The sequence below is a fragment of the Chthonobacter rhizosphaerae genome, assembly GCF_013839525.1.
Taxonomy (GTDB): Bacteria; Pseudomonadota; Alphaproteobacteria; order Rhizobiales; family Pleomorphomonadaceae; genus Chthonobacter; species Chthonobacter rhizosphaerae.
In genome coordinates this window covers 436,833-450,879 of sequence record NZ_JACDIS010000001.1, presented here as the reverse complement: position 1 = coordinate 450,879, position 14,047 = coordinate 436,833, and the positions used below count along the sequence as shown (strand labels likewise).

At 70.0% G+C, this 14,047-nt stretch carries 14 protein-coding genes; 13 read left to right on the top strand and 1 reads right to left on the bottom strand.

All coding sequences use genetic code 11. The annotated features are described in order from the left end of the window. The first annotated feature begins 7 nt into the window (after positions 1-7). From HND91_RS02085 to HND91_RS02055, 7 genes are all read left to right on the top strand, one after another. A complete protein-coding gene (locus tag HND91_RS02085) occupies positions 8-763 on the top strand; it encodes an SDR family NAD(P)-dependent oxidoreductase (protein WP_181704850.1) in 756 nt (251 codons plus the stop codon). A 26-nt stretch (positions 764-789) separates the two neighbouring features. After that, entirely contained in the window at positions 790-2,022 is a 1,233-nt protein-coding gene (locus tag HND91_RS02080; RefSeq protein WP_181704849.1) for an ABC transporter substrate-binding protein, read from the top strand. 89 nt (positions 2,023-2,111) lie between these two features. Then, positions 2,112-3,221, top strand: a complete 1,110-nt coding sequence (locus HND91_RS02075) for an ATP-binding cassette domain-containing protein (protein WP_181704848.1) — start codon at positions 2,112-2,114, stop codon at positions 3,219-3,221. 54 nt (positions 3,222-3,275) lie between these two features. Beyond that, positions 3,276-4,157: a polysaccharide deacetylase family protein gene (locus HND91_RS02070; RefSeq protein ID WP_181704847.1), complete on the top strand. Its 882-nt coding sequence runs from the start codon at positions 3,276-3,278 to the stop codon at positions 4,155-4,157. 57 nt (positions 4,158-4,214) lie between these two features. After that, a complete protein-coding gene (locus HND91_RS02065) occupies positions 4,215-4,541 on the top strand; it encodes a hypothetical protein (protein ID WP_181704846.1) in 327 nt (108 codons plus the stop codon). Continuing rightward, positions 4,538-5,626: a CobW family GTP-binding protein gene (locus HND91_RS02060; protein ID WP_181704845.1), complete on the top strand. Its 1,089-nt coding sequence runs from the start codon at positions 4,538-4,540 to the stop codon at positions 5,624-5,626. The genes HND91_RS02065 and HND91_RS02060 overlap by 4 nt, the downstream gene beginning before the upstream one ends. 92 nt (positions 5,627-5,718) lie before the next feature. Then, positions 5,719-6,957 carry an ABC transporter substrate-binding protein gene (locus HND91_RS02055; protein ID WP_181704844.1) on the top strand — a complete coding sequence of 413 codons (1,239 nt, stop codon included), beginning with the start codon at positions 5,719-5,721 and terminating at the stop codon, positions 6,955-6,957. A 29-nt stretch (positions 6,958-6,986) separates the two neighbouring features. Here HND91_RS02055 and HND91_RS02050 read toward each other — a convergent pair whose 3' ends face one another. Further along, positions 6,987-7,907, bottom strand: a complete 921-nt coding sequence (locus HND91_RS02050) for a LysR substrate-binding domain-containing protein (RefSeq protein WP_181704843.1) — start codon at positions 7,905-7,907, stop codon at positions 6,987-6,989. A gap of 347 nt (positions 7,908-8,254) precedes the next feature. Between HND91_RS02050 and HND91_RS02045 the strand changes: the two genes are divergently transcribed. The 6 genes from HND91_RS02045 (at position 8,255) to HND91_RS02020 (ending at position 13,998) form a co-directional block, all read left to right on the top strand. Continuing rightward, positions 8,255-9,619: an amidase gene (locus tag HND91_RS02045; RefSeq protein WP_181705188.1), complete on the top strand. Its 1,365-nt coding sequence runs from the start codon at positions 8,255-8,257 to the stop codon at positions 9,617-9,619. A gap of 124 nt (positions 9,620-9,743) precedes the next feature. Next, positions 9,744-10,478 (top strand): 5-oxoprolinase subunit PxpA, encoded by a 735-nt coding sequence (gene pxpA / locus HND91_RS02040; RefSeq protein ID WP_181704842.1) that lies wholly within the window; start codon positions 9,744-9,746, stop codon positions 10,476-10,478. Positions 10,479-10,508: 30 nt separating this feature from the next. Further along, a complete protein-coding gene (locus tag HND91_RS02035) occupies positions 10,509-10,751 on the top strand; it encodes an acetyl-CoA carboxylase (RefSeq protein ID WP_181704841.1) in 243 nt (80 codons plus the stop codon). Positions 10,752-10,756: 5 nt separating this feature from the next. Beyond that, positions 10,757-12,136, top strand: a complete 1,380-nt coding sequence (locus tag HND91_RS02030) for an acetyl-CoA carboxylase biotin carboxylase subunit (RefSeq protein WP_181704840.1) — start codon at positions 10,757-10,759, stop codon at positions 12,134-12,136. A gap of 19 nt (positions 12,137-12,155) precedes the next feature. After that, positions 12,156-13,031 (top strand): 5-oxoprolinase subunit B family protein, encoded by an 876-nt coding sequence (locus tag HND91_RS02025; protein WP_181704839.1) that lies wholly within the window; start codon positions 12,156-12,158, stop codon positions 13,029-13,031. After that, positions 13,021-13,998, top strand: a complete 978-nt coding sequence (locus tag HND91_RS02020; protein ID WP_181704838.1) for a 5-oxoprolinase subunit C family protein — start codon at positions 13,021-13,023, stop codon at positions 13,996-13,998. Before HND91_RS02025 ends, HND91_RS02020 begins: the two co-directional genes overlap by 11 nt. Positions 13,999-14,047: the final 49 nt, after the last annotated feature.

Sequence of the window (14,047 nt, the reverse complement as noted above, 5' to 3'; positions counted from 1 at the left end):
CCGTCCCATGTCCAGAACTGTCCTGATCACCGGCGGAGGCATCGGCATCGGCCGGGCCACGGCCAAGGCCTTCGCGACGCTCGGCGACCATGTGGTGGTGACCGACATCCTGGAGGCCGAAGGGCGCGCGGTGGCGGACGAGATCGAGGCGGCCGGCGGGTCGGCCGAGTTCGCCCGGCTCGACGTCACCTCCACCGAGGCGGCCGACGCCCTGGTGGCGGACGTGGAAGCCCGCCGTGGTGGGGTCGACGTGATCGTCGCCAACGCCGGCATCGCGCACCGGGTGCCGCTCGCCGCCCTCACCGACGCGAAGTGGGACCACACGTTCGACGTCGACCTCAAGGGCATCTTCCGGGTGGTTCGGCCGGCCCTCGCCGGCATGCGGGCGCGCAAGTCCGGCGCCATCGTGGCGCTGTCGTCCATCATGGGCGTCGCCTACGGCTGGGACGAGCACGTCCACTACTCGGCCGCGAAGGCCGGCGTCGTCGGCCTGGTGCGCGGGCTCGCGGTGGAGCTCGCCAGCGACGGCATCCGGGTCAACGGCGTCGCGCCCGGCTACATCCGCACCGCCCAGCTCCTCTCCAGGGAGCATTCGCTCGGCCCCGAGGGTGCCGAGGCCGCCGGCGCCTTCATTCCCATGGGACGCATCGGCGAGCCCGACGACATCGCCGACGTCATCACGTTCCTGGCTTCCACCGGCGCCCGGTACATGACCGGCCAGGTGGTGGCGGTGGATGGCGGCCTCCTGGTCGGCCGCTACTGAAAGCAAAAAACCAAAGAGGTGGAACGATGGACAAGTACGAGCTTACGCGGCGGTCGCTGTTGAAGCGCTCCGCCGGCATGATGGCGGTGGCGATGGGCGCCGGCACCCCCTTCCTCAACTCGCGCGCCGCCTGGGCGCAGGCGCAGGACCTGGCGGGCCAGCAGCTGCGCACGATCGGCCTGTCGGTGACGGTTCAGGAGCGCATCCTGGCGGACTTCAAGGCCGCTTCCGGCGTGGGCTCCACCTCCGGCACCGCCGCCACCTTCCCGGACGCCCAGACCAAGATCCTGTCCGGCTCCAAGGATTACGACTGCTGGGAAGTCATCGGCGAGCGCCTGCCCGCCGTGGTGATGACCAACAACGTCGAGCCGATCGAGGCCTCGTCGCTGAAGAACTGGGCCAACATCCGCGACACGTTCACGACACCGAGCGACAAGTGGGAGCGCCGGGCGCAGATCGTCGGCCAGATCTGGGCCGACGAGGCGCAGACCAAGCTCTACATGGTCCCGGCCGTCTATAACTACGACAGCGTGGGCTACAATCCGGACGTCGTATCGGCCGAGGAAGCCAACACCTGGGCGTGCATCTTCGACAGCAAGTGGAAGGGCAAGTCCGGCCTCAACACCGACCCGCTGATCGCGTTCGGCCAGGCCGTGATGGCGATGAACTCGCTCGGCCTCTCCAACGTGGCCAACCCGGGCAACCCGTCGGCGGCGGAGATCGACGAGGCGGCCAAGTTCCTGATCTCCAAGAAGAAGGAAGGCCAGTTCCGCGCCCTCTGGGGCGATTTCGGCGAGCTCGTCAACCTGCTCGCCTCGGGCGAGATGGTGGTGTCCGACGCCTGGCAGCCGGCCGTGATGGCCGTCAAGGCGCAGGGCAAGGCGTGCAAGTACGCGGTGCCGAAGGAAGGCTATCGCGGCTGGGCGATCGGCCCGTCCATGATCGCCGGCTCCCCGAACGCGGCCGCCGTCAGCGCCTACGCGGACTACTGGCTGTCCGGCGCCCCGGGCATCACCGTGTCCGAGCAGGGCTACTATTCGCCGTCGACCAACATCAAGGACGTGATGGCGCCGGAGAAGTACGCCTTCTGGTACGAGGGCAAGCCCTGGGTGGGCGCGGAGGAGCGCGGCATCAAGGAAGGCGACCTGCGCGACGGCGGGTCGTTGGAGGAGCGCGCCAAGAACGTCGCCTACTGGCACCAGTGGCCGGACGAGTACGACCACCTGATCCAGAAGTGGGACGAGTTCCTCAGCGCCTGAGGACCATCAAGCCGGGCGCGGCCGGACGGCCGCGCCCCCTCCGCCCGCCCGGCGGACCGACCCTTGCGTCATCCGGAGACCGCAGCGCCGTGACCCTCGACCTCGAACTCAGAACCGTCGGCAAGGTCTACGACAACGGCACGCCGGCCGTGATCGACTTCGACCTCGCCGTGACCAAGGGCGAGTTCATCGCCTTCCTGGGACCGTCCGGCTGCGGCAAGACGACGACGCTCCGGATGATCGCCGGCTTCGAGTCCATCTCGTCCGGCGACGTGCTGATCCGCGGCGCGCGGGTCAACGACCTGCCGCCCGAGCGGCGGCCGACGTCCATGATCTTCCAGAACTACGCGCTCTTCCCGCACATGAATGTGCGCCGGAACATCGGCTACGGCCTGGAGGTGAAAGGGCTTCCAAAGGCCGAGCGCGACGCCAAGGTGGACCGCATCATCGCGACGCTCGGCCTCGACGACGTGGCGGACAAGCGGCCGGACCGGCTGTCCGGCGGCCAGCGTCAGCGCATCGCGCTCGCCCGCGGCCTCGTGGTGGAGCCCGACATCCTGCTCCTGGACGAGCCGCTCGGCGCGCTCGACGCCAACCTGCGCAAGGCGATCCAGAACGAGCTGAAGCTGCTGCAGAAGACCCTCGGCATCACCTTCGTGTTCGTCACCCACGCGCAGTCGGAGGCGCTGTCGCTGTCCGACCGGATCGTGGTGATGAACCAGGGCCGGATCGAGCAGATCTCGCCGCCGCACGCCCTCTACACCCGGCCGAACACGCCCTTCGTGGCCCAATTCATCGGCCGCAACACGATCCTGGACGGCGAGGTACGCGGCCTCGCGAACGGCGCCGCCGTGGTGGAGACGCCGCTCGGCGTCCTCAGCGGCGCCGCCAACGGCCCCGTGCGGGAGGGCGGGCGCGCGCAGGTGGTGGTGCCCGCCGAGGCGATCGAGGTGCACGCCGCCGTTCCCGGCGCGCGGGAGAGCGTGGCGGCCAAGACCGGCGGCAACGTGGTCGCCGGGCGCATCCGCCGGGCCGACGTGGTCGGCCACGTCTCGCACCTGTCGGTCGACCTGCCGGGCGGACGGGCCGTGGCCCTGGAGGCCCACGTGGACAAGTACCCGCCCGGCGCCTTCCGTCCGGGCGGCGACATCCTGCTCGCCTGGACGCCGGCCGAGGCGACCGTGATCCCGGCCGCCTGAGCGGCGACCGGACACCGACATCCAAGACCCCTGCGACACTCTGGAGGACAGGACATGGCGAAGGAAATTCTCTGCGGCTTCGGCATCGACGTGGACGCGGTGGCCGGCTGGCTCGGCTCCTACGGCGGCGAGGACTCGCCGGACGACATCTCGCGCGGCCTGTTCGCCGGCGAGGTGGGCAGCCCGCGCCTCCTGAAGCTGTTCGAGCGCTTCGGCATCAAGACCACCTGGTTCATCCCGGGCCACTCCATCGAGACCTTCCCGGAGCAGATGCAGGCGGTGGCCGACGCCGGCCATGAGATCGGCATCCACGGCTACACCCACGAGAACCCGATCGCCATGACGCGCGAGCAGGAGACGGCGGTGCTCGACAAGTGCATCGAGCTCGTCACCAAGCTCAGCGGCAAGCGGCCGACCGGCTACGTGGCGCCCTGGTGGGAATTCTCCACCGTCACCAACGAGCTGCTCTTGGAGCGCGGCATCAAGTACGATCACTCCCTGATGCACAACGACTTCACGCCCTACTACGTGCGCGTCGGCGACAGCTGGACCAAGATCGACTATTCCCGCAAGCCTGAGGACTGGATGGTGCCGCTGAAGCGCGGCCAGGAGACCGACCTGATCGAAATTCCGGCGTCCTGGTACCTGGACGACCTGCCGCCGATGATGTTCATCAAGAAGGCGCCGAACAGCCACGGCTTCGTCAATCCGCACGACATCGAGCAGATGTGGCGCGACCAGTTCGACTGGGTCTACCGCGAGATGGACTATGCGGTGTTCCCCATCACCATCCACCCGGACGTGGCCGGCCGGCCGCAGGTGCTGATGATGCTGGAGCGTCTCTACGCCCACATGATCAAGCACCCGGGCGTGAAGTTCGTCACCATGAACGAGATGGCGGACGATTTCGCCCGCCGATTCCCGCGCCAGAAGTGACGGAACGGGGCCGGGCGGCGCCAGACGCCCGGCCTCACCGTCGAGGAGCCGTGCATCATGTGTTCGCTTTGTGGGGTGATCGGCGGCAACGAGCACTGGGCCGACGCGGTGGCGCGGCCGGGCGTCTACACCCGCAACACGGAGCGGGTGGACCGCCGCCGCGAGCGCATGAACCGCGTCCGGCTCGCCAACCGGGTGCTGGCGCCCTTCGGACTGTCCCTGGCGGACTGGCAGGGCACCTCCTTCCTGCTTTCCACCCGCACCGGCAAGACCGAGATCATCGAGGATCTCGGCCACCTGTGGCCCGCCGCCGAGCGCCTGATCGGCCGGCCGTGCGATCCTCTCGATCCCGCCGTGATGGCCGCCGTGGAGCGGGCGCCATGACGGACGTCCCCGCCTTCACGCCCGTCAACCTCCTCACCGGATTCCTCGGATCGGGCAAGACCACCTTGCTGCGCCGCCTCCTGGCGGACCCGGCGCTCGCCGGCACCGCCGTCCTCATCAACGAGTTCGGCGAGGTGGGGCTCGACCACCACCTTCTCGACCGCATCGACGACACCATGGTGCTGCTGCAGTCGGGCTGTCTCTGCTGCACCATCCGGGGCGAACTCTCCCAGGCGATCCGCGACCTCCTCGGCAAGCGCGAGCGCGGCCTTGTGCCCGGCTTCGACCGCATCGTGGTGGAGAGCACCGGCCTCGCCGACCCGTTCCCCATCCTGTCCACCCTGAAGGCGGACCCCGTGCTCCGTCACCATGTCCGGCCCGGCAACGTGGTGACCACGGTGGACGCGGTGAACGGCCTCGGGCAGATCGAGCGGCATCCGGAATCCGCCCGGCAGGCGGCGGTGGCCGACCGGCTGGTGATCACCAAGACGGACATCGCCGACGAGGCAGCGGTGGCCGATCTGACGGCGGGCCTGCGCCGGCTGAACCCGGCGGCCCCGCTGGTGGACGCCGCGGACGACCTGGACGTGGAGGCCCTGATCGGCCGCGACGTGGCGGCGACCAGCGGTCCCTCGCACTCGGCCCGGGCCTGGTTCTCGGAGACCTTCCGCAGCGACGACCCGACCCGCGCGCCGGCGGGCGACGCCCATCCGCACGGCGCGCTCGACCGGAACAGCCATCTCGGCCGCATCCGGTCCTTCACGGTGGTGGTGGACGAGCCGATCGACTGGACCGCCTTCGGCATCTGGCTGAGCATGCTGCTCAACCGTCACGGCGAGCGGGTGCTGCGGGTGAAGGGCATCCTGTCGATCGCCGGGGAGGTGGCGCCGGTCGCCATCCACGGCGTCCAGCACCTGGTGCACACGCCCGTCCACATGAGCGGCTGGCCGAGCGACGACCGCCGCTCGCGCATCGTCTTCATCGTCGACGGGCTCGACCCGGACCTGATCCGCCGCTCCCTCGCGGCCTTCAACGGCCTCGCCGCGCCGGCTCGCACGCTTCAGCCCGCCGGGGATGGCGGCTGACGCCGCAGACCCGCTTGCCGCCGCGGGCGATCCGCCGTATCGCGCGCCAACGCCTTCCTCCAGCCGGCCCGCCGAGACACCCTTTCCCCGCGATGACCAAGACCCTTCTCCCGGAAGACCTGCAACCGCCCGACGCCCTGCCGATGCCGGCCGTCCGGACGGCGGGTCGGCCGCGCCTCAAGGTGCTGGGCACGGAGATCACCGCGCTCGGGGAAGTGCAGCGGCGGGCCGAGGAGGACCTCGGCATCGAGGTGGAGTTCGAAAACCTCGATTTTCTCAGCGCCCAGCGCAAGGCCGCGACCCGGCCCGAGGCCTACGACGTCTACGACCAGTGCTTCCACAACCTGGACATCGTGTGGTTCTGGCGCGCCATCCAGCCCATCGACCTCCACCGCATCCGGCGCTGGGACGAGGTGACCGACCTCACCAAGACGGGCCGCATCGGCCCGAACGCCTCGTTCGGCCACGGCGACGCGCCAGTGACCAAGCTGTTCGTGCAGCCGAGCCAGTCGCTCGGCCCGATGCCGTCGCGGTGGATCTCCATGCTGCCGACGGTGCACAACCTGGACAGCTTCGCCTTTCGGCCGGACGTGGTGAACGGCGACAGCGATCTGGCGGCATCCTGGGCGGCGCTGCTGGACGAGCGTTGGCACGGCCGCGCCGCCCTGGTGGACGAGCCCGCCATCGGCATCTTCGACGCGGCGCTGGCCGCCCAGGCGCTCGGGGAGGTGACCTTCCGGGACATCGGCAACATGACGACGGCGGAGATCGACCAGCTGATCGATCTTCTCGACCGCCGCCGCCGCGCCGGCCACTTCCACGGCTTCTGGCGAACCGCCGCCGAGGCGGCCGACATGATGGCCGACGGCCGGACGGTGATCCAGAGCATGTGGTCGCCGGGCGTCACCGCCCTCCGCCGCCGCGGCGTGCCGGTGGCCGAGGCGGTGCCGCAGGAAGGATATCGCGCGTGGCACGGCGGCCTCTGCCTGTCCAACCGCCTGTCCGGCCGCACGCTGGACGTGGCCTACGAGTATCTGAACTGGTGGCTGGAGGGCTATGCCGGGGCGGTGGTGGCCCGCCAGGGCTATTACGTCTCGATCCCGACCCGCGTCCGCCCGCACCTCTCGGCCGCCGAGTGGGCCTACTGGTACGAGGGCGAGCCGACGCCCGTGGACCTGCCGGGGCCGGACGGCACCATCACGGTGCGGGCCGGTTCGGCGCGCAGCGGCGGCTCCTACTGGCAGCGGGCGAGCAGCATCGCGGTCTGGAACACCACCATGGACGAGCACAACTACCTGGTCCGTCGCTGGACCCAGTTCGTCGGCCGATGAGCGCGCCGCCGCGCCGCCGGCCGCCGGCGTCACTCCGTCAGGGCCTGGCCGCCCCCGGTATAGGCGAGGCTCAGGAACTCCTGGAACGCCCGCGTGGCCGGGCTGAGCGCCGCGTCCCGCTTCCAGGCGAGGCCCACGTCCATGGTGGGGATCTCGTCTTCCAGGAGCCGGGTCTCGATCCGCTGCCCTTCCAGCGACCAGGGTCGGAACACCATGTCGGACAGGATGGTGACGCCCATGCCGGCGGCCACCATGCTGCGCACAGCCTCCACCGAGGACGTGCGAAAGATGACGTTGGGCCGGTGGGTGGTGCGGGACCAGTAGCGGCCCGCCGTGTGGCTCGCCTCGTCGACGGTCAGCATCACGTAGGGATGCTCGGCCACCTGGGCGAGGCCGACACTCGGCTCGCGCAGCAGCGGATGGTCCGGTGGCGTCCACAGGCGCCGGCGGGAGCGCATCAGCATCTCGGACTGGATCCGGTCGCGCGCCTCCAGGTTGGAGACCAGCATGACGGCGATGTCGAGCGCGCCGTCGATCAGCGCCTGCTCGATCACGCTGCGCGACGCCTCGTAGAGGTCGAGCGTCACATTGGGGAAGTTGCGGGCGAAGCGGGCGTGGTGGCGCGGCAGGAAATAGCCTGCCACCGTGTAGGTGACGCCGACCCGGACCGTGCCGGACGCGCTGGCGTTGGAGGTGCGGGGCACGCGCATGGCCTCCTCCACCGCCGCCATGACGTTGCGGCCGTGGAGGAGAAAGCGGCTGCCTTCCGGCGTCAGCGAGACGCCGCCCGGATGACGGTCGAACAGCCGGACGCCGAGGATGGCCTCCAACTGCTGGATGGCGGCCGTCACGGCCGACTGCGACACGTTGAGCTCCACCGCCGCGTGGGAAATCTGGCCGGACTCCGCGGCGGCGATGAAATAGCGGATCTGCTTCAACGAGACCGACACGAGACGCGACCTCCGGCCAATCCGGTCAGTCTATCTGAAAACCAGATAGCACCGGTGACAAAATCCTATTTGTGCCGAAATGGCCGGCAGGGCCAGACTGGCGCTCTGCGCATCGCGCCGGGCTAGATCCTGCCGTCGACCTCTAGATCGAACAGGCCTTAATTTCAAGATGGAACAGGAATAGTTTCTGTATTTCTCTCAAGTTATCCATTTAGCATTGCGGATCAGAAACGTCATCGTTGCGCAAGAGTAGGGCGTCGAAAGTACATCGTCCTGCGTATATTGGATATGACTGCGGATGATGGCGGGCTGATGAAGCCGGAGAGAGGAGGCGCGAAGTGAGCGACATCGACATCAAGGCAAGGTCTGCTCTTCAACTCGGAGCGCTGATCCAGTCCGGCCTTCTCGACGCCGAGCAGGTGGCCGAGAGCACGATCGCGACGATCGAGGCGTCGGACGATCCGGCCGTCTTCACGCGGGTGACCGCGGGGCGCGCCCTGACGGAGGCGCGCGAAGCGGCGCGCCGGATCCGGAGCGGCCGGCCGCGCGGTCCGCTGGATGGGGTTCCGGTCGCCTGGAAGGACCTCTTCGACATAGAGGGGATCGTCACCACCGCCGGGTCCAGGGTGCTGGCAGACGATCCGCCGGCGGCGGCGGACGCGCCGGTGGTGGCGCGTCTGAAGTCCGCCGGCATGGTGTCGGTCGGCAAGGTCAACATGACCGAGTTCGCCTTCTCGGGCCTCGGCCTGAACCCGCACTACGGGACCCCCCGAAACCCGCATGGCCGGGACGTGCCGCGCATTCCGGGCGGATCCTCGTCCGGTTCAGGCGTGTCGGTCGCGGCCGGCCTTGTGCCGGTGTCCATCGGCACCGACACGGGCGGATCGGTGCGCATTCCGGCGGCCTTCAACGGGATCGTCGGCTACAAGGCGACGCGGGGCCGCTACCCCATGGCCGGCGTCTATCCGCTCTCCTCGAGCCTCGATTCCCTCGGCGTGCTCTGCCGCACCGTCGCCGACGCGGTGGCGGTGGACGCCGCCCTCACCGGCCGGGTTTCATCGCCGGTGCTGCGCGGACGCGTGGAGGGCGCCCGGCTGGTGGTGCCCAGCAACGTGGTCTTCGACGGCGCGGAGTCCGGCGTCGTGACGGCCTTCGAGGCGGCGCTCGAGCGGCTGCGCGCGGCGGGCGCGACGGTCGAACGCCGGCCGTTTCCGGCGTTCGACGAGGTGCTGGCCGTGCTCGGCAGGCACGGGCCGCTGGTCACCGCCGAGGCCTACGCGCTGCACGCCGACCGGCTCGCCGGTCCGGGAGCGTCCGAGATGGACCGGCGCGTGGTGGCGCGCACACGGCTCGGGGCCAAGATCAGCCTCGTCGACTACATCGCCGTGCAGGCCGCACGCGCCCGGTTGACCGAGACCGCGCGGGCCGATCTCGGCGACGCCGTCCTGATCCATCCGACGCTCCCGCACGTCGCTCCGCCCATCGCCGACCTGGAGGCGGACGACGACCACTTCGTCGCCGTCAACGCCAAGACGCTGCGCAACACCATGCTGGGCAACTTCCTGGACTTCTGCGGCGTCACGCTGCCGTGTGGCCGCGGCGACGCCGGCATGCCGGTCGGGCTTCTCGTCTCCGGCGGCGCGAACACGGACGAGGCCGTCCTGTCGTTCGCGCTCGCGGCCGAGGCGGTCGTGGCCGAACCGGCCGGCTGAGCCTATCGATTTTGCTGATGCGGGCCTGCGATATTCGCGATTTTACAAGGGCTTTGCCCCGGTTCAAGGTTGGCTGCGAGGCAGCCGGGCCGGCCCGGGCGGGGGGGCAAGCGAGGATGATCCCATGACCCTCATCAACTGCGACATGGGCGAGAGCTTCGGCATCTGGAAGCTCGGCGACGACGAGCGCATCATGCCGTCGATCCACATCGCCAACGTCGCCTGCGGCTTCCACGCCTCGGACTTCAACCACATGCGCCGCACCGTGCGGCTGGCGAAGCGCCACGGGGTGCGGGTGGGCGCGCATCCCTCCTTGCCGGACCGCCAGGGCTTCGGCCGGCGCGAGATGAAGATCGGCCGCGAGGAGATGGCCAACTGCCTGATCTATCAGATCGGCGCCCTCAAGGGATTCCTGGACGCCGAAGGCATGGCGCTCCACCATATCAAGCCGCACGGCTCCCTCTACGGCATGGCGGCCCGCGACCCGGAGATCGCCCACGCGGTGTGCGACGCCGCCGACGTGTTCAAGGTGCCGCTGCTCGGTCTGATCGAGACCGAACACGAGCGGGTCTACGCCGCCCGCGGCCACCGGTTCATCGCCGAGTTCTACGCCGACCTCGACTATGCGGACGACGGCGGGCTGATCATCACCCGCGAGCACGACGCGGTGGATCCCGACGCGGCCGCGGCGCGGTCGCTGCGCGCCTGCCGGGAGGGGCTGGTCCGCTCGGTCGGCGGGCGCGACGTGCGCGTCCGCGCCGAGACCATCTGCGTCCACTCCGACACGCCGGGCGCCCCCGACGTCGCCCGCGTGCTCCGCGATACGCTCGCGGCCGAGGGCTTCGTTCCCGCCGGCTGACCCGACCCCGTTTTCCCCGAGGAGATCCGCATGCCGACCAAGACCGTCCAGGCCCCCATTCCGGGCACCTTCTACCGAAAGCCCGCGCCGGACCAGCCGGTGTTCAAGTCGGAGGGCGACGCGGTCGCCGCCGGCGACACCGTGGGGCTCATCGAGGTGATGAAGTCCTTCACGCCGGTCGTGGCCGAGGAGGCGGGCCGCATCGTCGCCTTCCACGTGGAGAACGAGGACGCCGTCATGGCCGGCCAGCCGCTCTACGACCTCGAGGCGTGACGCCCATGGCGATCTCCAGCCTCTTCGTGGCCAACCGGGGCGAGATCGCCGTCCGGGTGATCCGGGCCGCGCGCGAGCTCGGCATCCGCACGGTGCAGGCGGTGAGCGCGGCGGACCGCGACATGCTGGCCGCCCGCATGGCCGACGCCGTGGTGGAGATCGGCCCGGCGCACGCCCGCAAGTCCTACCTGGACATCGACGCCGTGCTGGCCGGAGCCCGGGCGAGCGGCGCCGACGCGGTTCACCCCGGCTACGGCTTTCTCAGCGAGAACGCCGACTTCGCCGAGCGGGTGGAGGCGGCCGGCCTCGTCTTCGTCGGCCCGAAGGCTGAGACCATCCGGGCGATGGGCGACAAGGCGACCGCCCGCGCCATGGCGGCCGCGGCAGGCGTTCCCACGGTGCCGGGCTCCGAAGGCCGGGTCGACGGTGTCGAGGAGGCGCGCCGGGTGGCCCGCGAGATCGGCTATCCGGTGATGATCAAGGCGTCCGCCGGCGGCGGCGGGCGTGGCATAAGGGTGGCCGAAAGCCCGTCTGAACTGGAGACCCTGATCCCGCAGGCGAGCGCCGAGGCTCTGGCGGCCTTCGGCGACGGGGGGCTCTACCTGGAGCGGTTCGTCGCCGAGGCGCGGCACGTGGAGGTGCAGATCCTCGGCGACGGGGAGCGCGCCATCCACGTCTACGAGCGGGAATGCTCGCTCCAGCGCCGACGCCAGAAGGTGTGGGAGGAGGCCCCGGCCGCCTGCCTCGGCCCCGAGGCGCGCGAGGCGCTCTGCGCGTCGGCCGTCAGGCTCGCCGAGAGCGTCGGCTATCGCGGCGCCGGCACGCTCGAATATCTCTACGACGCCCGCACCGGCGAGTTCTTCTTCATCGAGATGAACACCCGCATCCAGGTGGAGCACCCGATCAGCGAGATGGTGACCGGGATCGACCTGGTGCGCGAAATGATCCGCGTCTGCGGCGGCGCGCCGCTCGCCTACCGGCAGGAGGACGTGCGCCTCTCAGGCCACGCCATCGAGGTGCGCATCAACGCCGAGGACCCGGCCAACGCCTTCATGCCCGCCCCGGGCGTCGTGTCGGCGCTCGCCGTGCCGGGCGGCATGGGCGTCAGGTTCGACACCATGCTCTACCCCGGCTACGCGGTGCCGCCCTTCTACGACAGCCTGCTCGGCAAGCTGGTGGTCTGGGACGAGACGCGCGCCGGCGCACTGAAGCGTCTCGCCCGCGCGCTCGGCGAACTGCGCGTCGACGGGATCACAACCACGGCGGCGCTCCACCAGGCCCTGGCGGCCGACCCGTCGGTCGCCGCCGGAGATTTCCACACCCGGTGGCTGGAGGGGTGGCTGGACGCCAACCCGCTCGCGCCGCCGACGCCCCGCAACGGATGAACCGGGAGGTAGCGTGCCGATGAACACGAGATATTCGTTCGGGGGCGACGAGCACATCTTCGTCGAGGTCGACGAGGAGATGTCGCTCGAGGCCTTCTTCAAGAGCCTCTCCATGACCAACGCCGTCAGGGAGAGCCGGATCCGCGGCGTGACCGAGATCTGCCCCGCCAACGCGTCGTTCCAGATCAAGTTCGACCCGGACCTGATCGCGCCGGACGACATGCTGGCCGAGCTGAAGAGCCTGGAGAACGCGGCCGCCAAGGCGGATTCCACCCTGGAGACGCGGATCATCGAGATCCCGGTCTTCTACAACGACCCGTGGACCCACGAGACCCTGATGCGCTTCCGCGAGCGCCACCAGGACCCGAGCGGCACCGACCTCGACTACGGGGCGCGCATCAACGGCTACGCGGACGTGGACAGCTTCGTGGCCGCGCACGCGGGCTCGCCCTGGTTCGTCTCCATGGTGGGCTTCGTCGCCGGTCTGCCGTTCATGTACCAGATGGTCGAGCGCTCCAGGCAGATCCAGGTCCCGAAATACCTGCGCCCCCGCACCGACACGCCGAAGCTCACCGTCGGCCACGGAGGCTGCTTCGGCTGCATCTATTCGGTGCGCGGCGCGGGCGGCTACCAGATGTTCGGCATCACGCCGATGCCGATCTACGATCCGAAGCAGGAGATCAGCTATCTGCGCGAATTCATGATCTTCTTCAAGCCGGGCGACATCGTGAAGTTCAAGCCGGTGAACCGGGACGACTACGACGCCGCCGTGGAGGCGGTGGACAAGGGCCGGTTCGACCCGCTGATCCGCAAGGTGCGCTTCTCCCTCGACGACTTCCAGGCCGATCCGGCCGCCACCAACGCGAAGCTCCTGGAGGTGCTCCATGGCGCTTGAGATCCTGAAGCCCGGCCTCTCCACCACGGTGCAGGACCTGGGCCGGCCCGGCTATTACCACCTGGGCATTCCGCTTTCCGGCGGCATGGACCGCTACGCGCTCGCCGCCGCCAACCTGCTGGTCGGCAACGACGAGGGCGACGCGGTGCTGGAGGCCGTCTTCCTCGGCCCGGAGATCCGGTTCGGCGCGGACGCCACAGTGGCGGTGACCGGCGCGGACCTGCCGCCCAAGGTGGACGGCGCGGAGCAGCCGACCTGGACGGCCTTCACCGTCAAGGCCGGCCAGGTGCTGTCGTTCGGCTTTCTGAAATCCGGCGCCCGCGCCTATGTGGCGGTCTCGGGCGGCATCGACGTGCCGGTCGTCCTCGGCTCGCGATCGACCTATCCGCTCGGCGCCCTCGGCGGCCACGAGGGGAGGGCGCTGAAGTCCGGCGACAATCTGCCGGTCGGCACCGTTCGCCGCGCGGCCCAGCCGAACGCCAGCGTGCCGGAGGCGCTCCGGCGCGGGCCGGGCGCATCGCCGGTGCTCCGGGTGCTGCCGGGCCTCTACTGGCACCGGATCACCGAGGAGGCTGGCCGTCGCTTCTTCGAGGACACCTGGAAGGTGGCGCCGGAAGCCGACCGGATCGGCTATCGCTTCCGCGGTGGCCGGCCGCTCGACTTCGTGCCGCGCGAGCAGCCGTTCGGGGCGGGCTCGGACCCGTCCAACATCGTCGACAGCTGCTATCCCTACGGCTCCATCCAGGTGCCGGGCGGCACGGAGCCCATCGTGCTCCACCGCGACGCGGTGTCGGGCGGCGGATACTTCATGATCGGCACGGTGATCTCGGCCGACATGGACCTGATCGGCCAGCTTCAGCCGCACCAGTCCGCGCGCTTCGAGGCCGTGGACATGCCCGCGGCCCTCGCGGCCCGCAAGGACCGCGCCCGCATGCTGGATGAGGTGAAGGCCGCGCTCGCCGGCTGACGATCCGGACGGGTGGCGGTCCCGTACCGCCGCCCGGGGCCGGAAACCG

Excerpts from the sequence above, each read along its gene's own strand:
- HND91_RS02085 (WP_181704850.1), top strand. The coding sequence starts at position 8 with ATGTCCAGAACTGTCCTGATCACCGGCGGAGGCATCGGCATCGGCCGG.
- HND91_RS02080 (WP_181704849.1), top strand. The coding sequence starts at position 790 with ATGGACAAGTACGAGCTTACGCGGCGGTCGCTGTTGAAGCGCTCCGCC.
- HND91_RS02070 (WP_181704847.1), top strand. The coding sequence starts at position 3,276 with ATGGCGAAGGAAATTCTCTGCGGCTTCGGCATCGACGTGGACGCGGTG.
- HND91_RS02065 (WP_181704846.1), top strand. The coding sequence starts at position 4,215 with ATGTGTTCGCTTTGTGGGGTGATCGGCGGCAACGAGCACTGGGCCGAC.
- HND91_RS02060 (WP_181704845.1), top strand. The coding sequence starts at position 4,538 with ATGACGGACGTCCCCGCCTTCACGCCCGTCAACCTCCTCACCGGATTC.
- HND91_RS02055 (WP_181704844.1), top strand. The coding sequence starts at position 5,719 with ATGACCAAGACCCTTCTCCCGGAAGACCTGCAACCGCCCGACGCCCTG.
- pxpA (WP_181704842.1), top strand. The coding sequence starts at position 9,744 with ATGACCCTCATCAACTGCGACATGGGCGAGAGCTTCGGCATCTGGAAG.
- HND91_RS02035 (WP_181704841.1), top strand. The coding sequence starts at position 10,509 with ATGCCGACCAAGACCGTCCAGGCCCCCATTCCGGGCACCTTCTACCGA.
- HND91_RS02030 (WP_181704840.1), top strand. The coding sequence starts at position 10,757 with ATGGCGATCTCCAGCCTCTTCGTGGCCAACCGGGGCGAGATCGCCGTC.
- HND91_RS02025 (WP_181704839.1), top strand. The coding sequence starts at position 12,156 with ATGAACACGAGATATTCGTTCGGGGGCGACGAGCACATCTTCGTCGAG.
- HND91_RS02020 (WP_181704838.1), top strand. The coding sequence starts at position 13,021 with ATGGCGCTTGAGATCCTGAAGCCCGGCCTCTCCACCACGGTGCAGGAC.